At 59.0% G+C, this 21,367-nt stretch carries 19 protein-coding genes; all 19 read left to right on the top strand.

The features are described from left to right. The first annotated feature begins 2 nt into the window (after window positions 1-2). The 19 genes from ACQQ92_RS05260 (at window position 3) to ACQQ92_RS05170 (ending at window position 21,113) form a co-directional block, all read left to right on the top strand. Window positions 3-2,018, top strand: coding sequence for a dipeptide/oligopeptide/nickel ABC transporter permease/ATP-binding protein (locus tag ACQQ92_RS05260; protein ID WP_154517511.1), 2,016 nt, complete (start codon window positions 3-5; stop codon window positions 2,016-2,018). Beyond that, window positions 2,019-2,846 carry an ABC transporter ATP-binding protein gene (locus tag ACQQ92_RS05255; protein ID WP_154517508.1) on the top strand — a complete coding sequence of 276 codons (828 nt, stop codon included), beginning with the start codon at window positions 2,019-2,021 and terminating at the stop codon, window positions 2,844-2,846. It abuts the gene before it with no gap. 80 nt (window positions 2,847-2,926) lie between these two features. After that, window positions 2,927-3,904 carry an acetylxylan esterase gene (locus ACQQ92_RS05250; RefSeq protein WP_427795963.1) on the top strand — a complete coding sequence of 326 codons (978 nt, stop codon included), beginning with the start codon at window positions 2,927-2,929 and terminating at the stop codon, window positions 3,902-3,904. Further along, window positions 3,897-4,748: an acetylxylan esterase gene (locus ACQQ92_RS05245; protein WP_427795962.1), complete on the top strand. Its 852-nt coding sequence runs from the start codon at window positions 3,897-3,899 to the stop codon at window positions 4,746-4,748. The genes ACQQ92_RS05250 and ACQQ92_RS05245 overlap by 8 nt, the downstream gene beginning before the upstream one ends. A gap of 68 nt (window positions 4,749-4,816) precedes the next feature. Further along, on the top strand, window positions 4,817-5,737 hold the full coding sequence (locus ACQQ92_RS05240; protein WP_427718650.1) for a dihydrodipicolinate synthase family protein: 921 nt from the start codon (window positions 4,817-4,819) through the stop codon (window positions 5,735-5,737). Window positions 5,738-5,907: 170 nt separating this feature from the next. Beyond that, window positions 5,908-6,873, top strand: coding sequence for an ROK family protein (locus ACQQ92_RS05235; protein ID WP_427728775.1), 966 nt, complete (start codon window positions 5,908-5,910; stop codon window positions 6,871-6,873). 70 nt (window positions 6,874-6,943) lie between these two features. After that, a complete protein-coding gene (locus ACQQ92_RS05230; protein ID WP_154517496.1) occupies window positions 6,944-7,630 on the top strand; it encodes an N-acetylmannosamine-6-phosphate 2-epimerase in 687 nt (228 codons plus the stop codon). Window positions 7,631-7,729: 99 nt separating this feature from the next. Next, window positions 7,730-8,650, top strand: a complete 921-nt coding sequence (gene rapZ, locus ACQQ92_RS05225) for an RNase adapter RapZ (protein ID WP_427718645.1) — start codon at window positions 7,730-7,732, stop codon at window positions 8,648-8,650. A gap of 6 nt (window positions 8,651-8,656) precedes the next feature. Beyond that, a complete protein-coding gene (whiA, locus tag ACQQ92_RS05220) occupies window positions 8,657-9,586 on the top strand; it encodes a DNA-binding protein WhiA (protein WP_427795961.1) in 930 nt (309 codons plus the stop codon). Between the two features lie 193 nt (window positions 9,587-9,779). Then, a complete protein-coding gene (gap, locus tag ACQQ92_RS05215; RefSeq protein WP_154517458.1) occupies window positions 9,780-10,805 on the top strand; it encodes a type I glyceraldehyde-3-phosphate dehydrogenase in 1,026 nt (341 codons plus the stop codon). Window positions 10,806-10,945: 140 nt separating this feature from the next. Continuing rightward, the gene (locus ACQQ92_RS05210; protein ID WP_304212190.1) at window positions 10,946-12,136 is read left to right on the top strand and encodes a phosphoglycerate kinase; all 1,191 of its coding nucleotides are present in this window, start codon (window positions 10,946-10,948) and stop codon (window positions 12,134-12,136) included. Continuing rightward, window positions 12,129-12,896 (top strand): triose-phosphate isomerase, encoded by a 768-nt coding sequence (tpiA, locus tag ACQQ92_RS05205; protein ID WP_154517452.1) that lies wholly within the window; start codon window positions 12,129-12,131, stop codon window positions 12,894-12,896. The genes ACQQ92_RS05210 and tpiA overlap by 8 nt, the downstream gene beginning before the upstream one ends. Before the next feature lie 5 nt (window positions 12,897-12,901). Then, window positions 12,902-14,455, top strand: coding sequence for a 2,3-bisphosphoglycerate-independent phosphoglycerate mutase (gpmI, locus tag ACQQ92_RS05200; protein ID WP_427718639.1), 1,554 nt, complete (start codon window positions 12,902-12,904; stop codon window positions 14,453-14,455). A gap of 164 nt (window positions 14,456-14,619) precedes the next feature. Next, a complete protein-coding gene (gene secG, locus ACQQ92_RS05195) occupies window positions 14,620-14,874 on the top strand; it encodes a preprotein translocase subunit SecG (protein WP_006236144.1) in 255 nt (84 codons plus the stop codon). Window positions 14,875-15,168: 294 nt separating this feature from the next. Beyond that, entirely contained in the window at window positions 15,169-16,845 is a 1,677-nt protein-coding gene (locus tag ACQQ92_RS05190; protein WP_427795960.1) for a peptide ABC transporter substrate-binding protein, read from the top strand. 157 nt (window positions 16,846-17,002) lie between these two features. Then, window positions 17,003-18,040 (top strand): ABC transporter permease, encoded by a 1,038-nt coding sequence (locus tag ACQQ92_RS05185; protein ID WP_427795959.1) that lies wholly within the window; start codon window positions 17,003-17,005, stop codon window positions 18,038-18,040. Between the two features lie 59 nt (window positions 18,041-18,099). After that, window positions 18,100-18,990, top strand: a complete 891-nt coding sequence (locus tag ACQQ92_RS05180) for an ABC transporter permease (RefSeq protein WP_427795969.1) — start codon at window positions 18,100-18,102, stop codon at window positions 18,988-18,990. A 2-nt stretch (window positions 18,991-18,992) separates the two neighbouring features. Beyond that, window positions 18,993-20,084 carry an ABC transporter ATP-binding protein gene (locus ACQQ92_RS05175; protein WP_154517437.1) on the top strand — a complete coding sequence of 364 codons (1,092 nt, stop codon included), beginning with the start codon at window positions 18,993-18,995 and terminating at the stop codon, window positions 20,082-20,084. Then, on the top strand, window positions 20,085-21,113 hold the full coding sequence (locus tag ACQQ92_RS05170) for an ABC transporter ATP-binding protein (RefSeq protein ID WP_427795958.1): 1,029 nt from the start codon (window positions 20,085-20,087) through the stop codon (window positions 21,111-21,113). It abuts the gene before it with no gap. The last annotated feature ends 254 nt before the right edge of the window (window positions 21,114-21,367 follow it).

Below are 21,367 nucleotides of genomic sequence, written 5' to 3'. Positions count from 1 at the left end.
TTATGGTAAAGATTCGAGAGAAGCAAACCGAGCAGCTCGAGAAGGCTGCCTCCAAGGGGCTCAAGCTCGGTGGCTGGAAGAAGATGACGCTGTCTTCTAAGATTGCCGCCATCGTGCTGGTGCTGGTCGCCCTGACTGCGATTCTTGCCCCCCTGCTTGCCCCCTATAGCCCGGTCGAGATCTTTACGGCTCGCCAGGCTCCCGGCAACGGGTTTATCTTCGGAACCGACGACAAGGGCCGTGACATCCTTTCGCGTATGCTCTACGGTGGCCGTTACTCGCTGATTATCGGCTTTGGTGCTACCGCTATGGCTCTGGTCTGTGGCTCCGTTGTCGGTGCTCTTGCTGCGGTTTCGCGCAAGGCCGTCTCCGAGACGATTATGCGCATCCTGGACATCATCATGTCTGTCCCGGGTATCGCCCTCGCAGCCGTCTTCGTTTCCATCCTGGGCAACTCCGTGCCGTCGATTATCTTTGCGATCGGCTTTATGTACACCCCGCAGATAGCCCGTATCGTGCGCGCCAACATCGTATCCGAGTACGGTGAGGACTATGTCCGCGCGGTCATCGTCTCCGGCGCCAAGGCTCCGTGGATTCTGATCAAGCACGTTCTTCGTAACTGCATTGCCCCGATCATGGTCTTCACCGTCACCCTGGTCGCCGACGCTATCATCTTCGAGGCTTCGCTGACCTTTATCGGCGCTGGCATCCAGGAGCCCACTGCTACGTGGGGCAACATCCTCGCCGACGCCCGCGGTGGCGTGCTCGCCGGTCGTTGGTGGCAGGCGCTGTTCCCGGGTCTGGCCATCATGATCACCTGCCTGGCGCTCAACATCCTCTCTGAGGGCATTACCGACGCTATGGCCGCTGCTCCTTCCGCCGCTCTGGATCCGACCGATTCCTCCAAGCGCCGCGAGGCCGACCTGCTGGTCTCCGACCCCGTTCGCGCCTACAAGGAGCAGGCCCAGTCCCTGTCCGCCCGTCTTGGCGCCCTGCGCGATGTCGAGCTCAAGCGTAACGACCGCCATGTGCCCGATGAGTCCGTTGAGCCGATTCTTTCGGTCCGCGATTTCTGCATCCAGTTTGAGCACCACGGTGATATCAACGTGGTCGACCATGTCAACTTTGACGTCCGTCCCGGCCAGACCATGGGCCTGGTAGGCGAGTCCGGCTGCGGTAAGTCCATCACCACGCTGGCCATCATGGGCCTGACCGATGAGGACGAGCATCTTTCCGGTGAGGTCCTCTGGGAGGGTCGTGACCTGCTCAAGATGAGCAAGAAGGAGTGGTTCGGCCTGCGCGGTACCGATATCGCCATGGTCTATCAGGACGCCCTGTCCTCGCTCAACCCCTCTATGCTCATCTCCGCCCAGATGAAGCAGCTCACCAAGCGCGGCGGCACCCGCAGCGCCGAGGAGCTCCTGGAGCTCGTCGGCCTCGATCCCAAGCGCACGCTCGAGAGCTATCCGCACGAGCTTTCCGGTGGACAGCGTCAGCGCGTTCTGATCGCTATGGCCCTTACCCGCGACCCCAAGCTGGTCATCTGCGACGAGCCCACGACCGCTCTGGACGTTACCGTCCAAAAGCAGGTCATTAAGCTGCTCAACGATCTTCAAGCCAAGCTCGGCTTTGCCATGATCTTCGTTTCGCATGACCTGGCGTTGGTCGCCGAGGTCGCCCATAACATCACGGTTATGTACGCCGGTCAGGTTATCGAGCAGGCGCCCACCAAGGAGCTGCTCACCAACCCGATTCACGAGTACACCCGCGGTCTTCTGGGTTCCGTTCTGTCCATCGAGAGCGGTTCGGGTCGCCTGCACCAGGTGCCCGGCGCCGTCCCCAGCCCGCGCGATTTCCCCAAGGGCGATCGCTTCGCGCCCCGCTCAAGCCATCCGCACATCGGCCTGGACACCCGTCCGGTCTTCAAGCGCGTGCCCGGCACCGAGCACTTCTATTCCGAGCTCCCCGATGAGGTGCTCAAGGCAAATGGTTTGACCCCTCATGCGGAGGTGATGTAGATGAGCGAGACTGCGGTCAACGGCGTCGAGCCGATTATCTTCCTTGACGATGTCCACGTCACCTTTAGGACCCGTACCGGTTCGATCCTGCACCCCAATCTGGTTCATGCCGTCCAAGGCGTGACCATTAAGCTCATGCCCGGTCAGACGATCGGCATCGTCGGCGAGTCCGGTTGCGGCAAGTCCACCACTGCTAATGTCATGTGCGGCCTGCAGGCCCCCACGAGTGGCAAGGTCTACTTTAAGGGCAAGGACGTCACCAAGCGTACTGCCGAGGATCGTCGTCACATGGGCCGCGTCATCTCGGTCGTGTTCCAGAACCCCGCGACGGCACTCAACCCTCGCATGGTCGTTCGTGAACAGCTGCTCGATCCCATGCGCGTCCACAACCTGGGTACCGAGGCCGAGCAGGAGAAGCGCGTTAAGGAACTCCTGGAGCTCACCGGTCTGCCCAGCTCTGCCGCCGAGGTTCTTCCCGGCCAGCTTTCGGGCGGTCAGCGCCAGCGCGTGGCAATTGCCCGTGCCCTGTCGTTGAACCCTGACGCCATCATCGCCGACGAGCCCACCTCGGCTCTGGACGTTTCGGTCCGCGCGCAGATCCTCAACCTGTTGACCGATCTTAAGAAGGAACTCGGCCTGGCCATGGTGTTCATTAGCCATGACATCCAGACGGTCCGCTACATCTCTGACGACATCATCGTCATGAACGGCGGCAAGATCGTCGAGCAGGGCGAGGCCAAGCAGGTCTTCCAGAACCCGCAGGACCCCTACACCAAGATGCTGCTCGGTGCTGCGCCGTCGCTGCTGCACCCCAAGCTTGGCGAGTAGGTTCTCTTTCCCCTCCGTGCGCCCGGCTCCCTTGCCGGGCGCACCCTCGTTGCGATTTCGAAAGGTTGGGTTCACGAGCCATGCCAAGCGCTCAGGAGCTACAACAGCAATTTGGTGGTTATCGGGGCGCCATGCCTCGTCCATCAGATTTCGATCTCTTTTGGAACGACCGCATGGCCGAGGCTGACGCCGTCGAGATCGACTATTCGGTTGAGGCGGCATCGATTGCCGATACTGCGACCTGCCAGTTTTTTGACCTCTGGTATACCGGCATGTGTGGCGCCCGCCTGCATGCCAAGTATCTCAAGCCGGTTTCGGACGAGTCCGTGCCGCTGGTGCTACAGTTCCACGGCTATCCGGGCGCAAGCCGCAGCTGGTTCGAGCAGGCGTCGTTTGCGGGTATGGGCATGGCACTTGTCGCCCTCGACTGCCCCGGTCAGGGTGGCCCCTCCGAGGATATTGGTGGATTTGAAGGCACAACGGTTGCCGGGCATATCGTTGCCGGTATCGACGGCGACCCGGCCAATCTCTACTACGTACGCTTGCATCAGGATATCCGCATTCTGTGCCGCATTGTTCGTGAGCTCGAGGGCATCGATCTTGCCCGCGTTTTTGTGAACGGTGCGTCGCAGGGCGGTGGCTTGGGCATTGCGACCTGCGCGCTTAACAGCGAGCTTATCAATCGTGCCGCCATCCTCTATCCTTTCCTGTCGGATTTCCGCCTGGTCTGGGATTTGGATGCCGACGACATTGCCTACGAGGGTCTGCGCTATTGGTCTCGCTGGTTTGACGAGGACTCGACTTGTATTGACGAAGCCTATGCCAAGCTGGCGTATTTCGATTCCAAGAACTTTGCCCCCATGGTCAAATGCCCCGTGCTGTTTGGCACGGGAACGGCCGATATCGTCTGTCCACCGGCGACGCAGTTTGCGGTCTACAACAACCTGACCTGTGAGAAGCGCCATGAGTTCTTTGAGGGTTTTGGCCACGAGGAGATTCAGGATTTTGACGATCTGATCATTCCGTTTTTCTGCAAGGAAGGGGAGGCTCATGTCTAAGTGCGAGAGCAATGTCAATGAGCTGATTGACCCCGAGCTTGCGGGGATCTCTGGGACGGTTTCGTCAAGGCTCTCCGATTTCCGTGATTGGCGCGGCGATGCTTTGGCGGATGTTTCCGAGTTGGAGGCAGCCGCTTCGGACCTTGAGGTTTGCGGACTGACTGTCACGGCGATTGATTTCGCCAATCCGTGCGCGCGTTACTCCGAGGTTTCCTTTGAACTTGCCGGGGAAGTCGTACACGGCCGTTTGATTGAGCCCTCAGGTTGTGCCCGGGCATCCGAGCTTGTGCCGCTATGCCTGATGTTTCACGACATCGACCGACCCGTACGTGGATGGCATCACATGACGAGGTTTGCCGCCATGGGATATGCCGTGCTTGCGCTGGACGACGATGTGATTGGGCTCAGCGAGCTGCAGCAGGGGGTTACCTCGCCCGTTTTTGTTGAACGCGTCCGCTGGGGCTGTGCAATGGCAAAGGTCGCGCGCAATCTTGATGGCATGGACCCCGACCGCATCTTTGCATGGGGCGAGGGCCTTGGCGGTGGAGTCGCGCTGGCGGTTTCTGCTCTAGACGAGCGGGGCCTTGCCTGCACGGCGGTTGCCAATCCGCTTCCCGGTGGCCTCGAAGCGCTGTCGTCTCGGGTGCGCGGATCGGTACTTATGGGTACATCGCTCATGGATGCCGTGAGCGATCCCAAGGGCCAGTTTGCCGTATTCAACGGTCTTGAGTGTGACCGGAGGCATATTATCTATGCCAAATATGCTCACGAACGCATCAATGCGTTCGAAAACGAAGTCGTCGACTTCTTTAACCAAGCGTTCTACCTGTGTTCTTTGGCCTAGACGGCCTGGACACTGCCAACAAGAGTGGGCGGCATAGGGCCACCCGCCAGACAACTAAGGAGATTCTTGTGGCAACTCAGAAATTCACCGGCGTTATTCCTCCCGTCGTTGTTCCCGATACCGAAGATCACCAGCTCGACGTTGCCTCCTTTGAGCGCAGCATCAACCGCATGATCGACGCCGGCGTCGATGGCCTGTTTTTCCTGGGCTCTTCGGGTGAGGTCGTTTTCTCCACCGACGAGCGTCGTCGACAGATCATCGCCGAGGCCGTTCGAATCGTCGACCACCGCGTTCCTGTTCTGGTCGGCATCATCGATACCGAGACCGAGCGCATGATTGAGCACGGTAAGGTTGCTCAGGAGCTGGGCGCCGATGCGCTCGTTGCCACCTGCCCGTTCTATGCCCTGCAGGGCATGACCGAGGTCGAGGAGCATTTCCGCATCCTGCACGAGGAGCTCGACCTGCCCATCTTTGCCTATGACATTCCCGTGTGCGTTCACACCAAGCTCCCCTGGAAGCTCCTTGCAAAGCTCGGCGCCGAGGGCGTCCTTGCTGGCGTCAAGGATTCCTCGGGTGACGACGTCTCGTTCCGCTACCTCGTTCAGGAGAACGAGAAGAACGGCCATCCGATGAGCATCCTCACCGGCCATGAGGTCGTCGTCGACGGTGCCTACCTTGGTGGCGCCGACGGCTCTGTCCCGGGTCTCGCCAACGTTGAGCCCGAGGGCTACGTGCGTCAGTGGAAGGCCGCTCAGGCTGGTGACTGGGCTACCGTCAAAGCCGAGCAGGATCGCCTCAATGAGATTTCGCACATCTGGGACGTCACCTCGGGCGTCCAGGGCTATGCCGGTGGCGTTGGCGCCTTCAAGACCGCTATGAACCTCATGGGCATTTTCGACAGCCCGACCATGCCGCGCCCGGTGAAGGCCATGACCGGCGAGAACGTCGAGGCGATTAGGAAGGTCCTCCAGGACAACGGTCTCCTGTAAAGCTTTCCCGGGCACCCGATCTTGGGGCTCAAGCGATCGAGCGTGACCCATTAGGTCAATGCCCGACCGCTTTCACCCCAACCCCGGGCACTCGGGAAGCCTTTAGCAAGCTGCGGCGATAACACCGCCTTTATTTCCTGTAGTTGTTTTTATCTCCTAAGGAGAGCGACATGGAGAACAAGTACATCTGCTCCGTTGATATCGGTGGCACCAAGATTGCGACCGCCATTATGGAATATCCGGCTGATGGCGGCGTGCCCCATCCCGTATTTGAGGCTGAGGTTCCCACCGAGGCCCAAGAGGGCGGTGAGGCCGTCTTCCAGCGTATCGAGGCGTCCATCAAGGCCGCTCTCGAGGCGAATCCCGATGTCGAGGTCCTTGGCGTCGGTATCGGTGCCGCTGGCGTCGTCGATCCCAAGACGGGCGCCATCGCGTATGCCAACGAGATCATGCCCGGCTGGTCCGGCGTTCAGTTGGGGCCGCGTCTGCGCGAGGACCTCGGTCTTCCCGTTGCCGTTGTAGGCGACGTGCAGGCTCATGCTCTGGGTGAGGCCCATTGGGGAGTCGGCAAGGGCAAGTTCTCCGTCTTGTGTCTGGGCATCGGCACGGGTATCGGAGGCGCATATGTCGAGAACGGCCGCGTGATGCAGGGCTTCCATGGTGCTGCCGGCCATATGGGCCACATCGAGTGCTCGGCTGCCGCCGGCATTCCCTGCGCCTGCGGGCGTTCCGGCCATCTGGAGTCGGTGGCTTCGGGTACGTCGATTGGGCGCATGTACGACGAGCGCTTCGGTCGTGTTGACCCCAGCCGTCCCTCGGTTGGCCGCGACGTGAACGACCTGTGCCGCGCGGGTGACGCAAAGGCGACCGAGGTCATCCACGATGCCGGCTTTGCATTGGGCGCTAGCTTGGGCTCGCTCGCCAACATTCTGGATCCAGAGGTCATCGTGCTTTCGGGTGGCGTAATTCACCAGGGACCCGATTGGCGTTCGCAGACGTGGAAGGATTCGGTACACGAGGGCTATGCCAGCCAGGCGCTCGATCCGCTTCAGGACACGCCGATCCTCATCGGTTCTCTGGAGGGCGACGCACCGCTTATCGGTGCCGCCGAGCATCTTCTTGCCTCGTTAAAGTAAACGTATCTGCTGTAGGAGCCTCCCGAGACGACACGCCTCGGGAGGCTGTTCTGAGAAAGGTTATAGCCTTATGACCGTCGATCCTTTAATTCAATCCCTGAAGGGTAAGCTCATCGTGAGCGTTCAGGCGTATATGGGCGAGCCGCTTCGTACGCCCGAGACCATGGCTCAAATGTCTCGCGCTTGCGAACTCGGTGGCGCCGCCGCCATTCGTTGCCAGGGCCTTGCCGACATTGCTGCCATTAAGGGTCGTTGTGAGGTTCCTGTTATCGGCCTGTGGAAGGATGGACACGAGGGCGTTTACATCACGCCGACGCTGCGTCACGCCCGCGCCTGCGTTGCTGCCGGTGCTGACATCGTGGCGATTGACGCCACCGATCGTCCGCGCCCCGATGGCAAGTCGCTCGAGGACACTTTTCGTCCGCTGCACGAGGAGGGCGTGCTTCTGATGGCGGACTGCGCCACGATCGAGGATATCCGCCGCGCGGTCGACATGGGCTTCGATTTGGTTTCCACTACGCTTTCGCATGGCGTCGCCGCCATCGATTGCACCATGGCAGACGGCCCCGACCTGCCGCTTTTGCGCCAGGCAACCGAGGAGTTCCCCGGTCTTCCCATTATTTGCGAGGGTCGTGTGCATACGCCCGAGGAGGCTCGCGCCGCGATTGACGCCGGCGCCTGGGCCGTTGTCGTTGGCACTGCCATTACGCACCCCACAAGTATTACGAGTTGGTTCAAGGCTGCGCTTGAGGCGTAAGACGGGCCTCGTATCCGCTTGGGGCGGTATACTCAACTAAGGCAATTGATCGCGCAGGATCCGCTGGCCGGGTCCTGCGCTTATTTTAGGAGGCAGCACATGCAAAAGGGAGATGCCATGGATGCGGCGGAGCGCACGGAGCGCATTCCCGATATCGTCATCATCACCGGAATGTCCGGATCGGGCCGAACGCAAGCCATGCATGTGTTTGAGGACATGGGCTATTTTTGTATCGACAACCTGCCTCCGCGCCTGATTGCGCAGCTCGCAGAGCTTGTTGGCATCAATACGGGTGTGGGTAGACATCTTGCTGTTACCTGTGACCTTCGCAGCCAAGGCCTGTTTGATGAGCTGCTTGACGCCGTTGCCGCCTTGGAAGAGCGCGAGATGAGCTGTGACATTGTGTTTCTCGATGCATCTGATGAGGTGCTGATTCGCCGCTACAGCGAAAACCGCCGCCGCCATCCCATTGCGAAGCCGGGGGAGACCACGGCCGACGCCATCCAGCGCGAGCGTTTACAACTCCAGGGCGTGCGCGACCGAGCCGATATGATCATCGATACGAGCCGCCTTCGTACCTCTGCTTTACGCAATAAGCTGCGTGCGGCTTTTTCAGAGCTGTCCGACCAGCAGCTCATGGACGTCCACGTCTTCTCATTTGGCTTTAAGCATGGTATGCCCGTCGAGGCAGACATCATGATCGATGTTCGCTTCCTGCCTAATCCATTCTACGACCCCGAGATGCGCACGTTGACCGGCCTCGATAAGAAGGTCTCCGACTTTGTCCTGGACCATCCCAAGACGCAGGAGTTCTGGAAGGTTTGGACGCAGTTGCTCGATACGGTCATGCCGGGTTATATCGCGGAGGGCAAGCCGCAGCTTTCCATTGCCATCGGCTGTACGGGCGGCCAGCACCGCAGCGTTGCCATTGCAGAGGCTACGGCCCGATACCTGGAAGGTGCTCAGTATCACGTGAGCATTTCTCACCGCGACTTGTCGCGTGCCAATACGAAAGCATAGGTTTGAATGTCGTTTACCGCCGAGGTGCGTGACGAGCTTGCGCGCTGCGAACCCGAATGTGAATATTGCGATCTGTCGACACTTGCCGCTCTTACACGTGTGAGTGGCACGCTTTCGCTGGCGGGCTCTGGTCGGTACCGTTTGACGGTTGCGACCGAGACGGGTGCCGTTGCACGCACGATGATTACGCTGACGCACCGCATCCTCAAGCTCAAAACGGAGTTTACCGTTCGCAAGTCGGTCTTGCATAAGGTGCGAAACTATCTCATCACCTTGCCCGACCAGCCCGACCTCGATAAGGCTTTGGTTCTGCTGGGCATTCTCGACCGCAGGGGAGGGCTCGTCGCCGGTGTGCCGCGCCATATCGTCGCCCGGCCCTGCTGCAGGCTCGCCTACATTCGCGGCGCTTTGATTGCCGGCGGCTTTGTGGCAGACCCGCGTGGCGATTTTCACCTGGAGATTGCGGTGCAGGGCGAACAATACGCCAAGGGGCTTTGCGATCTGTTGGAGCAGGTCGGGGTTCATGCACGCGTCAACGCCCGGCGAGGATCATATGCCGTGTACATCAAGAGCGCCGAGGAGATTGAGCATTTGCTCAAATTGATTGGTGCCAAGCGCAGCGTTGCCGAAATCGAGGAAGCCCGTGCGGTCAAGTTGGTGAAAAACGACGTAAATCGTCGCGTGAATGCTGAACTGGCCAACCAGACGAGAAGCGCCGGCGCTGCCCAACATCAGCTCGCGCTTATCGAGGAGCTTGAGCGACGCGGCATGCGCGATGTGCTCCCGGATGCCTTGGCGGCCTTTTGTGACTTACGTGAGCGCTATCCCGATCTCTCACTGCGAGATTTGGGGGAGATGGCCGACCCTCCTTTGTCAAAGTCGGCCCTATATCACCGTGTTTTGCGTCTTGAAAAGCTCATTGAAGCGAACGGGTAGTTTAACGCGGCAGTTTATATAGTACTTGAACTGCTGTTTTATGCTTTAAAACGTTTTAACGTAAATTTGATTTTCAATTTCGAGCATTCTCGTGAAATTCAAGTCAAAAAAAAGGTATATTAGGCGAGTGGTTAGTTTGTGGGCCTCAACGGCGGGCGCTGTAGCTTGCGGGGGCCTTACGAAAGGAGACACAATGGCAGTAAAGGTTGCTATTAACGGCTTCGGTCGCATCGGTCGTCTGGCCTTCCGTCAGATGTTCGGTCATGAGGGCTCCGAGATCGTCGCTATCAACGACCTCACCTCTCCCGATATGCTCGCTTACCTGCTGAAGTACGACTCCACGCAGGGCAACTATGCTCGCGATCACGAGGTCGTCGCTGGCGAGGATTCCATCACCGTTGACGGCAAGGAGATCAAGATCTACAAGGAGGCCGACGCCAACAACCTGCCTTGGGGCGACCTCGACGTCGACGTCGTTCTCGAGTGCACTGGCTTCTACACCAGCAAGGCTAAGGCTCAGGCCCACATCAACGCTGGTGCCAAGAAGGTCGTCATCTCCGCTCCGGCCGGCAGCGATCTGCCCACCATCGTGTACAACGTCAACCATGAGACGCTGACCGCTGAGGACAACATCATCTCCGCTGCTTCCTGCACCACCAACTGCCTCGCCCCGATGGCCAAGGGTCTGAACGACTTCGCTCCCATCGTGTCCGGCATCATGACCACCATTCACGCCTGGACTGGCGACCAGATGCCGCTCGACGGCCCGCAGCGCAAGGGCAACAAGCGTCGTAGCCGCGCCTGCGCCGTCAACATCGTCCCCAACACCACCGGTGCTGCCAAGGCTATCGGCCTGGTTCTCCCCGAGCTCAACGGTAAGCTCATCGGTGCCGCCCAGCGCGTCCCGACGCCGACCGGCTCCCTCACCAACCTCTACGCTGTCGTTGACAAGAAGGTTACCGCCGACGAGGTCAACGCCGCTATGAAGGCCTACGCTGCCACCATCTCCGAGACCTTCGCTTACAACGAGGACGACATCGTCTCCACCGATATCATCGGCGAGACCCATGGCTCCATCTTCGACGCCACTCAGACCATGTGCTCTGACCTCGGCAACGGCCAGACCCTCGTTCAGGTTACCTCTTGGTACGACAACGAGAACTCCTACACCTCTCAGATGGTCCGCACCATCAAGTACTTCGAGAAGTTCGTTGCTTAATTTGGCTTTTAGCGAATAGCTCGTTGAGCGTCTAAAAAAGGGCGCGGCCTTATAGGGCTTACACCCTAAGGTCGCGCCTTTTTTATAAGAAATCGTCTGCCGTAATGGGAGGCAGACACGTACGAAAGGTAGAAGCAAACATGGCCTTTACCAAGAAGACCGTCCGCGACATCGATGTCGACGGCAAGCGCGTTCTCGTCCGCGTTGACTTCAACGTGCCTATCAAGGATGGCGTCGTTGGCGACACCACCCGTATCAAGGCTGCCCTGCCCACCATCAACTATCTCGTTGAGCACAATGCTCGCGTTATCCTCATGAGCCACCTTGGCCGTCCCGAGGGCACCGGCTTCCAGCCCGAGCTTTCCCTCGAGCCCGTCGCCAAGAAGCTCGCCGAGCTCTCTGGTCTCGATGTTGCTTTTGTCGCCGACACTTATGGCGAGAAGGCCGCCGAGGCCGTCGCCGCCGTCGAGCCGGGCAAGGTCCTCGTTCTCGAGAACGTCCGTTTTGACAAGCGTGAGAAGAAGAACGATCCCGAGATCGCCAAGACCCTCGCTTCCTATGGCGACGTCTTCGTTCTCGACGCCTTCGGTACCGCTCACCGCGCCCAGGGTTCCGTCGTGGGTCCCGCCGCTTACCTGCCCGCAGTCGCTGGCTTCCTTCTGGAGAAGGAGGTCGACACGCTGACCGGTATCTTCGCCGAGCCCGAGCGTCCCTTCGTCGCCATCGTCGGCGGTTCCAAGGTTTCCTCCAAGATCGGCGTTCTCGATCACCTTATCGACTCCGCCGACACCCTGATTATCGGTGGCGGCATGGCCTATACCTTCTTCCTGGCTCAGGGCATGACCGTCGGTCAGTCCCTCAAGGAAGAGGACTGGGTCGAGCGCGCTGGCGAGATGCTCAAGAAGGCCGAGGAGAAGGGCGTAAAGATCCTGCTCCCCATCGACAACCGTGTTGCCGACCACTTTGGCGAGGACGCTGTCCCCGAGGTTGTCGCTTCCGACGCTATCCCCGACGACCGTGAGGGCATGGACATCGGCCCCAAGACCGAGGAGCTCTACGCCGAGGCCGTCAAGGGCGCCAAGACCGTATTCTGGAATGGCCCCATGGGCGTCTTTGAGTTCGACAACTTCGCTCACGGCACCCAGGCTATCGCCGAGGCCGTCGCCGAGGCTGATTGCACCTCGATCATCGGTGGTGGCGATTCCGTCGCAGCCGTCAACAAGTTTAACCTGGCCGACAAGATGAGCTGGATCTCCACCGGCGGTGGCGCTTCCATGGAGCTCGTCGAGGGTAAGGCCCTGCCCGGAGTGGAGGCGCTTCTCGATGCCTAATCGCACCCTTCTTATCGCTGGTAACTGGAAGATGAACAACGACGTCGCCGAGGCTGCCAAGCTCGCCGACGAGCTGGCCCAGGCTCTGCCCGAGGTTCCGGCTGGCGTCGAGGTGCTCGTCTGCCCTCCGACCATCGACATTACTACGGTTCATGACCGCATTCAGGCTGCCCCCATCGCCCTCGGTGCACAGAACGTGTACTGGGAGGCCAAGGGTGCCTTCACCGGTGAGTCCTCTTGCGACATGCTCAAGTCTGCTGGCTGCACCTACTGCATCATCGGCCACTCCGAGCGTCGTGACTACTTCCACGAGACCGATGAGGACCAGAACAAGAAGGCTAAGGCTCTCGTTGCCGCCGGTCTTGTTCCCGTCTTCTGCTGCGGTGAGTCCCTTGAGGTTCGCGAGGCCGGCACCTATGTCGAGCATGTCGTGAACCAGGTCAAGGCTGGTCTCGAGGGTCTTGAGATCACCTGCCCCAAGCAGGTCGTCGTCGCCTACGAGCCCATCTGGGCCATCGGCACCGGCAAGACCGCTACCGCCGAGGACGCTCAGGAGGTCTGCGGCGCTATCCGTGAGACCCTCAAGGAGATGTTCGGCGAGGAGCTCGCCAACGGCATCCGCGTTCTTTATGGTGGCTCCGCCAAGCCCGCCAACATCGCCGAGCTTGTTGCCAAGCCCGACGTTGACGGCGCCCTCGTGGGCGGCGCTTCGCTCAAGGCTGCCGACTTCGCCTCTATGGTCGTCAAGGCAGGCGAGTAGGGCATATGGCACAGCGTCATCTTCCTGCACTCCTAATCATCATGGATGGCTGCGGCTTGGCTCCGGCCGACGGCGAGAACGCCGTCGCTGCCGCCAAGACGCCCTTCCTCGATAGCCTGTACGAGAAGTATCCTCACACCACGCTCGGTGCTTCGGGCGAGGACGTGGGCCTTCCCGACGGCCAGATGGGCAACTCCGAGGTGGGTCACCTCAACATCGGTGCCGGCCGCATCGTGTTTCAGGAGCTTTCGCGCATCAACAACGCCATCAAGGACGGCTCCATCGCCAAGAACGAGGTTTTCGTCAAGGCTATGGATGACGTCAAGGCCGAGGGCAAGACCCTGCACCTCATGGGCCTCATGAGCCCCGGCGGTGTTCATTCTCACATGAACCATGTCGAGGCCCTGGTCAAGATGGCTGCCCAGTATGGCATTAAGACCGTTCGCGTTCACGCCTTTATGGATGGCCGCGACGTCGATCCGCAGTCCGGTGCCGGCTACATGAGCGAGTTCTGCGCCTTCCTGGCCAAGATCTCCGAGGAGACTGGTTGCGACGCTCGCGTTGCTACCGTCTCGGGCCGTTATTGGGCCATGGACCGCGACAACCGTTGGGAGCGCATCGAGCGCGCCTACGACGTCATGGTCAATGCGTCCGATGCCGATACCGACCCCGTTGCCGGTATCAAGGCCTACTACGAGAAGGATCCGCGCGGCGATGAGTTCGTTGAGCCGTTCGCTGCCCACAACGAGGGCATCCACGAGGGCGACGCGGCCATCTTCTTCAACTTCCGTCCCGACCGCGCTCGTCAGATGACCCGCGTGTTCACGGACAAGGAGTTCGACGGCTTTGAGCGCGAGCAGATCAAGCTCTCGCACTTTGTGACGATGACCGAATACGATCCGACGTTTGACGTCGAGGTCGCCTTCCCCAAGACGTTCCCCGAGAACGTTCTGGCCGACGTTATCGCAGCCAATGGCCTGAAGCAGCTGCACACCGCCGAGACCGAGAAGTACGCCCACGTGACGTTCTTCCTTAACGGCGGCATCGAGGAGCCCAAGGAGGGCGAGGAGCGCGTGCTCGTCGCTTCCCCCAAGGTTGCTACCTACGATTTGCAGCCCGAGATGAGCGCTCCCGAGGTTACCGAGAAGCTCGTCGCTGCCATCAACGAGGACCGCGCTGATTTCTACATCGTGAACTTCGCGAACTGCGACATGGTTGGTCACACCGGTGTCTTCGACGCGGCCGTTAAGGCCGTCGAGGCTGTTGACGATGCCCTGTCCAAGGTTGTCCCGGCGATTCTCGCTAAGGGCGGCTTTGCGCTGATTACCGCCGACCACGGCAACGCCGATCACATGTTTGACGTTGCTTCCGACGGTTCCAAGCATCCGTTTACGGCTCACACCACCAACCGCGTGCCGTTCATCATCGTTGATGAGAAGGCGCAGCTCGCCGGTATCGAGGACGGTCGACTTTCCGATATCGCCCCGACTATGCTCACCATGGCTGGTCTGGAGCCTTCCGCCGAGATGACGGGCCGCGTGCTCGCGACCGAGGCCTAAGAGAAAACGCCAAGCGTTTCTTTGCAAGGGGGTTGCCCGAATATGGTCAACCCCCTTTTTTGGTATTTTTGCCATTTCTACCTCGTCCCCAAATGGCAGGTGGGGAGTGTTGGGGGTTGTGGTACAGTACTGGAGTTTGAATTGTTCTATTAAGGAGCTTCTCTATGGGTCCGTTTCAGATTCTGCTGTTTGTAGTTTGGGCTGTCTCTGCCGTGGCGCTGACGATTCTTGTCCTGATGCATTCCGGTAAGGGCACCGGCGTTTCGGATATGATTGCCAGCTCGCTGTATAACTCCAGCTCTGCCACGGGCGTTATGGAGCAGAACCTTGACCGCCTGACCGTCATCATGGCTGTCGTGTTTGCCGTGTGCGTCGTGCTCTGCATGTTTTTCTTCCCGCAGGGCATCGTGGGCTACTAAGCACGAGTCGCATAAAATAATTGAAAAGGGTTCCGCAAGTGCGGGACCCTTTTTGTTTACATATTTGTAACAGAGTCAGAATATCACCACATACTGCGCCCAACTAAAGAAATTCTCGACCGTTAACCGGAATTAGCCCCAAACCGTGCATAAAATGCGCTACTGTATTGAAAACGTTGGCCTGTTGTGCATAACCAGCCATAGCAACGGGCGGCGTTTCGATAGTTCGGATCGGATTGTCTCGACATATGTCCGACTGAACATTTCTTTGTCCTATCTCATAAGGAGGATGGCATGGCTGATTCTATGTTCCACCAGCCCGTTATGGGTCGTCGCGCCTTTGTCGGCGGTACCCTTGCTGCGAGCTCCATGGCTTTTCTTGCCGCATGCGGCAAGAAGGGCGGCGACGCTTCCGGTTCTGAGTCCGGTTCGACGCTGAACTTCTACATCAATAACCCGGTCTGCATCGACCCCTACAATGTCCAGGAGGACCAGGGCACTCAGGTCGAGTACCAGCTCTTTGACGCTCTGACCTCTTATGACGCCGAGAAGGGCGAGATCGTTCCGCTGGCTTGCGAGTCCTTCGAGGCCAACGACGACGCCACCGAGTTTACCTTCAAGATCAAGAAGGCCAAGTTCCACAACGGTGATGACGTTACCTCCAAGTCCTTCAAGCTCGGTTGGGAGCGTCTGGTCAGCACCAAGTCCGCTGTCGCTAAAGAGTATGGTCCTTCCGAGGTCTCCTATCACCTTTCCATGGTCGAGGGCTATGACGATCTGCTTGCCGGTAACACTACTGAGCTCAGCGGTGTTACCTGCCCTGACGATGAGACCCTCGTCGTCAAGCTGACTTCCGCTTACGCCGACTTCCCCTTCGTCGCCTCTCATCCGGCTCTGTCCCCGGTTCCCGAGTGCGCCGAGTCCGATGTCAAGAGCTTCTACCTTGCCCCGATCGGTAACGGCCCGTTCATGATGGACGGCAAGTGGGAGGATGGTCAGGAGATCAACCTCAAGAAGTTCGACGATTACTATGGCGACAAGGCCAAAATCGATGGCATCCACTTCCAGGTCATCAAGGACGTGGAGACCGCTTACAAGGAGTTCCAGGCCGGTAACCTTGACATCTGCGACGTTCCCGTTGCCCAGATCGACGCCGCCAAGAAGGATCGCGGCGAGTCCAAGGACGGCTACACCATGGGCGACGGCGAGCGCATGCTGCTCGGTGCCGAGCCTTCCACCTACTACCTGACCTGCAACACCACGGCCGAGCCGTTCAACAACGCCGATCTGCGTAAGGGTATCTCCCTGGCCATCAACCGTGAGGCCATCTGCAAGACCATCTTCAAGGGTACCCGCACCCCCGCTGACGGCATTGTTCCTCCGGGCATCGATGGCTACAAGGAGGGCGCATGGGAGTTCTGCGCCTACGACGTCGACAAGGCTAACGAGTACCTCGACAAGGTTGCTCCCGCTGACGCCAACGGCGATCGTGGCATTAACGTGACTCTGTCCTACAACCAGGACGGTGGCCACAAGGAGATCATGGAGTCCATCATCGGTGACCTTGCCAAGGTTGGCATTACCGCCGTCTCCGATACCCCCGAGTGGTCTGCCCTGCTCGAGCAGTACCAGAACCTCAACTATCAGTTCGGTCGTCTGGGCTGGATTGCCGACTACCCGATCATGGACAACTTCCTGTATCCGCTGTTCCACTCCGACTCCATCGGTGGCGACAACCGTTCTGGTTACAACAACCCCGAGTTCGACGCCAAGGTCGACGAGGCCCGTACCACGATTGACGACGAAGAGCGCGTCGCTAAGATGCAGGAGGCCGACGCAATGGTCGCTGCTGACTGCCCGGTCATCCCGCTGATGTTCTACACGCACACCATCGCCGGCTCCGATCGCATCAAGTACCTCTATGTCGATCCGCAGAAGCACGCCGATCTGGGTACCGCTGAGCTCGCCTAAGAGTTTTGCAACTTCCGTGAGGGTCAAGTATTTACGTAGACCTCATGGGAAACATACAGTTCTCCCTAACCTGGGGTAAACTGGCTGCTGGTAATTTTGGGATGCCGGTCTGGCGATCGGCATCCCATTTAAGTTAATCCCTAGATAGGGGAGTGGTATGGGTAAGTACATCGTTAAACGTGTGCTTCAGTTCATCCCGGTATTTTTGGGCGTTACGCTGATTCTGTTCGCCCTCCAGAATATCGTGCCGGGAGATCCGATCAAGCTGATCGGTGGAGACAAGGCTCTGTCCCCCGAGGTGGAGCTTCAGCTTCGCGTCCGCTATCACCTGGTCCAATCGGACGAGGACGGCAACGCGATCCTTGACGAGAACGGCGACCCCGTTCAAACGTCGCTCGTGGACCGTTACTTGTATTATATGAACGGCCTGCTTCATGGCGATCTGGGTAATTCCTATCAGCGCAAGCTGCCGGTTACGGAAATCTTTGCCCAGAAGTATCCGTATACGGTCAAACTTGCCGCGTGCGCCATCGTACTCGAGGCAATCATGGGTATCGGTGCGGGTATCATTTCGGCGGTAAAGCGTTATTCCTTCTGGGATATTTTGGTAACGCTCACCACGTCGATCCTCGTTGCCGTCCCGGCCTTCTGGCTCGGTATGTTGCTGCAGCTGTTCTTTGGCGTCATTCTCAAGGACGCCACGGGCGGTGCATTCTCCATGCCGATCTCGGGTGCCGGTGGTTCCAGTTCTCAGTATCAGGATTGGATGCACTATGTGCTTCCGACCATTACGCTGGCTTCGGTTTCGACCGCTTATTCCGCCCGCATTATGCGCTCGCAGCTGCTTGACGTCATGAGCCAGGATTACATCCGTACGGCAAAGGCCAAGGGTCTCTCCAATCGCGCGATCATCATCAAGCATGCGCTTAAGAATGCGCTCATCCCCGTCGTTACCTATATTGGTGTCGACTTCGGTGCCATGCTTTCGGGCGCCATCCTGACCGAGACGGTTTTTAACTGGCCCGGTATCGGCTATGAGGTCTATCGCGCCATTAGCATGCGTGACTGGCCCATCGTTATGGGCGGCGTTACGCTCATCGTCGTCGTCGTCATGGTGATCAACCTGCTCGTCGACATTAGCTATGCATTCCTCGACCCGCGCATCCGCCTTGGCGGTCCGTCGGATAAGGCCTAAGGGAGGTACGTCTCATGCAGGAAACTGATTCTCAGTCTCAGGAGCAGGCTACCGCCACCATGGCCGCATCTGCTCCCGCCAAGTCTCGCACGCTGTGGGGCGACGCTTTTAAGCGTCTTCGTAAGAACAAGCTCGCCGTTATCGGTGTCTGCTGGATCATTATCGTCGTTGTGGTTGCCTTGACCGCAGATCTGTGGGCTCAGCCCTGGCTCGGTTCGCCGACGGCTTCCGATTCGACCACCATGGCCGAAACGTCGCTGCTGGCTCCGTGTGCAGAGCACCCGTTTGGCACCGACTCCCTTGGCCGTGACATTCTCGTCCGCGTTATCTACGGTGCACGCGTTTCGCTGTCCGTCGGCATTATGGCCACTGCGATCTCCACGGTGATTGGTCTGGTCATGGGCGCTCTGGCCGGTTTCTACGGCGGCATCTGGGATACGATCATCATGCGCTGTGCGGACATCTTCCTTGCGTTCCCGTACGTGCTGTTCGTTGTCGCCATGATCGCCGTTATCGGCCGTGGTCTTCAGAACGTCTTTATCGCCATCGGTATTCTTGGTTGGCCTTCGATTGCGCGCGTCTTCCGATCCGCGATCTTAACGGTCAAGGAAAACGACTATGTTGACGCTGCGCGCGCGATGGGTGCATCTGATGCTCGTATCGTCGTGCGTCACATCTTCCCGAACTCCGTTGCCTCCATCGTGGTCTACGCGACCATGAACATTGGTGGCGCCATTCTGACCGAGTCCGCTCTGTCCTTCCTCGGCATGGGCGTTATTCCGCCTACGCCTTCGTGGGGCTCCATGATTCAGGACGGCCAGCAGTATCTTCTGACTGCTCCCTGGATGATGATCATGCCCGGTCTGGCAATTCTCTCGACGGTGCTCGCCTTCACCCTGCTGGGTGACGGTCTGCGCGACGCCCTCGACGTCAAGATGAAGGACGCATAAGGATGAAGAAGAACAAGAACTATGTGGACCTGAAGGACCAGCCGGTTCCCGAGGGCCAGCATCTGCTCGAGGTTGATGACCTTAAGATGTATTTCCACACCGAGGATGGCGTCGTTCGCGCTGTCGATGGTGTGTCCTACACGCTCGATCGTGGCGAGACCCTGGGTGTCGTCGGTGAGTCCGGCTCCGGTAAGTCCGTGACCGCCATGACCATCATGGGTCTTATCTCGATGCCTCCGGGAAAGATTGAGGGCGGTGACGTTCGCTATCGCGGACGTTCTATCCTCGAGATGACCGAGGAAGAGATGCAGCACATTCGTGGCAACGATATTGCGATGATCTTCCAGGATCCTATGACCTCCTTGAACCCGGTCTATAAGATCGGCAAGCAGGTGGGTGAGGGCCTTCGCCTGCACCGTGGCTACTCCAAGCAGGAGGCGCTCAAGCGCGCCACCGAGCTTTTGGACCTCGTTGGCATTCCCGAGCCCGAGAAACGCGTCAATGAGTATCCGCACCAGTTTTCTGGTGGTATGCGTCAGCGCGTCATGATTGCCATGGCCCTTGCCTGCGATCCCGATATTCTGATTGCCGACGAGCCCACGACTGCCCTGGACGTTACCATCCAGGCTCAGATTATTGAGCTTATGCAGGAAATGCAGGAGAAGAACGGCAACGCCATCATCATGATTACCCATGACCTGGGTGTTGTCGCCGATATGGCCGACAAGATCATGGTTATGTACGCCGGCCGTCCCGTCGAGTTCGGTACTGCTGAGGAAATCTTCTACGAGAGCCGTCACCCCTATACCTGGGGCCTGATTCGCTCCATCCCGGAGCAGGCCATCGATGAGAAGAAGCCGCTTACGCCGATTCACGGCAACCCGCCTTCGCTCATGAACCTGCCCGAGGGTTGCGTGTTCTCGCCTCGTTGCCCCTATGCGACCGATAAGTGCCGCAAGCAGCGCCCCGAGCGTTTTGTCACCGAGTCCGGCCACTATTCTGCGTGTCATTATTCCGGTGACCCCGAGTTCCTCAAGAACGCCCCTGAGACGTCCCGCACGCGTAAGGATTCCAAGAAGGGAGGCGAGGCGTAAATGGCAGACAATAACGAGCGCACTCCGCTACTGAAGGTCGAGCACCTCTCTAAGGAGTTCTCCGCAGAGTCCGGCATGTTCGCCAAGCGTTTTTCCAAGCGCGTCGTCTCTGCTGTAAACGACATCTCTTTTGAGATTTATCCTGGTGAGACCTTTGGTCTGGTTGGTGAGTCTGGTTGCGGTAAGTCCACTACGGGTCGCACCATCATGCGCCTGACCAAGCCGACCGCCGGTAAGGTGTTCTTCCAGGGTAAAGATGTTGCCGAAATGAGCAAGCATGAGATCAAGGATATGCGTCGCGAGATGCAGTTTATCTTCCAGGATCCTTATGCCTCGCTGAATCCTCGCATGACCATCGGCGAGATCGTCTCCGAACCCATGACCATTCACGGCGTGGGAACCAAGGAGGAGCGCATTGAGCGCGTCCGCGAGCTTCTCGACGTTGTCGGACTGAACCCCGAGCACATCAACCGCTATCCTCATGAGTTCTCGGGTGGCCAGCGTCAGCGTGTCGGCATTGCCCGCGCTTTTGCGCTGAAGCCCAAGCTGATTATCTGTGACGAGCCGGTATCCGCTCTGGATGTGTCCATTCAGGCCCAGGTTCTGAACCTGCTTAAGGAACTGCAGGACAAGTTTGGTACGGCGTATCTGTTTATCGCCCACGACCTGTCCGTCGTTCAGCACATCTCCGATCGCGTTGCCGTTATGTATCTGGGTAAGGTGGTCGAGGTTTCTGACTGGAAGACGCTCTATAGCGAGCCTCACCACCCGTATACGCAGTCGCTGCTGTCTGCCGTGCCGGTTCCCGATCCGGATATCCAAAAGTCCCGTAAGCGCATCATCCTCGCCGGCGATCCGCCGTCACCGCTGGATCCGCCGACTGGCTGCCGTTTTCACACGCGCTGCCCGATCGCGCAGGGCATCTGCTCCGAGAAGCTTCCCGAGTTTAGGGAAGTCGCACCGGGCCACTGCTGCGCCTGCCACTTCGCCGAGCCGTTCCCGATCAAGGAATCGCACATCGACCTGTAGTCGGTTGTTTTCGTCCGGGCCTGCCCTGGTGTTGCTTTTCAGAACGTCCTCGGACATGTCGGAAGCCCCGCTGCGCGCTACGCGCTGCGGGGCTTCCTCCGTCCTGCGGAATGTTCTGAAAAGCAACACCAGGGCAGGCCCTGCGGCAACGCGGCAGGTGGAATGCGGTTCCCTGATCGCTCACTTAATCTAATGGGAAAGATAGCGAGGCCGGAGCTTTAGCTCCGGCCTCCTTATATAAGGGCTCGGCAAAG

The sequence above is a fragment of the Collinsella sp. SGI.241 genome (genome assembly GCF_050312955.1).
GTDB lineage: Bacteria > Actinomycetota > Coriobacteriia > Coriobacteriales > Coriobacteriaceae > Collinsella.
The sequence above is the reverse complement of the archived record's forward strand: the minus strand, read 5'-3'. Positions and strand labels throughout refer to the sequence as shown.

Bases quoted from the DNA above. Each gene is read 5' to 3' on its own strand.
- ACQQ92_RS05260 (WP_154517511.1), top strand. From the start codon at position 3: ATGGTAAAGATTCGAGAGAAGCAAACCGAGCAGCTCGAGAAGGCTGCC.
- ACQQ92_RS05255 (WP_154517508.1), top strand. From the start codon at position 2,019: ATGAGCGAGACTGCGGTCAACGGCGTCGAGCCGATTATCTTCCTTGAC.
- ACQQ92_RS05250 (WP_427795963.1), top strand. From the start codon at position 2,927: ATGCCAAGCGCTCAGGAGCTACAACAGCAATTTGGTGGTTATCGGGGC.
- ACQQ92_RS05245 (WP_427795962.1), top strand. From the start codon at position 3,897: ATGTCTAAGTGCGAGAGCAATGTCAATGAGCTGATTGACCCCGAGCTT.
- ACQQ92_RS05235 (WP_427728775.1), top strand. From the start codon at position 5,908: ATGGAGAACAAGTACATCTGCTCCGTTGATATCGGTGGCACCAAGATT.
- ACQQ92_RS05230 (WP_154517496.1), top strand. From the start codon at position 6,944: ATGACCGTCGATCCTTTAATTCAATCCCTGAAGGGTAAGCTCATCGTG.
- rapZ (WP_427718645.1), top strand. From the start codon at position 7,730: ATGCAAAAGGGAGATGCCATGGATGCGGCGGAGCGCACGGAGCGCATT.
- whiA (WP_427795961.1), top strand. From the start codon at position 8,657: ATGTCGTTTACCGCCGAGGTGCGTGACGAGCTTGCGCGCTGCGAACCC.
- gap (WP_154517458.1), top strand. From the start codon at position 9,780: ATGGCAGTAAAGGTTGCTATTAACGGCTTCGGTCGCATCGGTCGTCTG.
- ACQQ92_RS05210 (WP_304212190.1), top strand. From the start codon at position 10,946: ATGGCCTTTACCAAGAAGACCGTCCGCGACATCGATGTCGACGGCAAG.
- tpiA (WP_154517452.1), top strand. From the start codon at position 12,129: ATGCCTAATCGCACCCTTCTTATCGCTGGTAACTGGAAGATGAACAAC.
- gpmI (WP_427718639.1), top strand. From the start codon at position 12,902: ATGGCACAGCGTCATCTTCCTGCACTCCTAATCATCATGGATGGCTGC.
- secG (WP_006236144.1), top strand. From the start codon at position 14,620: ATGGGTCCGTTTCAGATTCTGCTGTTTGTAGTTTGGGCTGTCTCTGCC.
- ACQQ92_RS05190 (WP_427795960.1), top strand. From the start codon at position 15,169: ATGGCTGATTCTATGTTCCACCAGCCCGTTATGGGTCGTCGCGCCTTT.
- ACQQ92_RS05185 (WP_427795959.1), top strand. From the start codon at position 17,003: ATGGGTAAGTACATCGTTAAACGTGTGCTTCAGTTCATCCCGGTATTT.
- ACQQ92_RS05180 (WP_427795969.1), top strand. From the start codon at position 18,100: ATGGCCGCATCTGCTCCCGCCAAGTCTCGCACGCTGTGGGGCGACGCT.
- ACQQ92_RS05175 (WP_154517437.1), top strand. From the start codon at position 18,993: ATGAAGAAGAACAAGAACTATGTGGACCTGAAGGACCAGCCGGTTCCC.
- ACQQ92_RS05170 (WP_427795958.1), top strand. From the start codon at position 20,085: ATGGCAGACAATAACGAGCGCACTCCGCTACTGAAGGTCGAGCACCTC.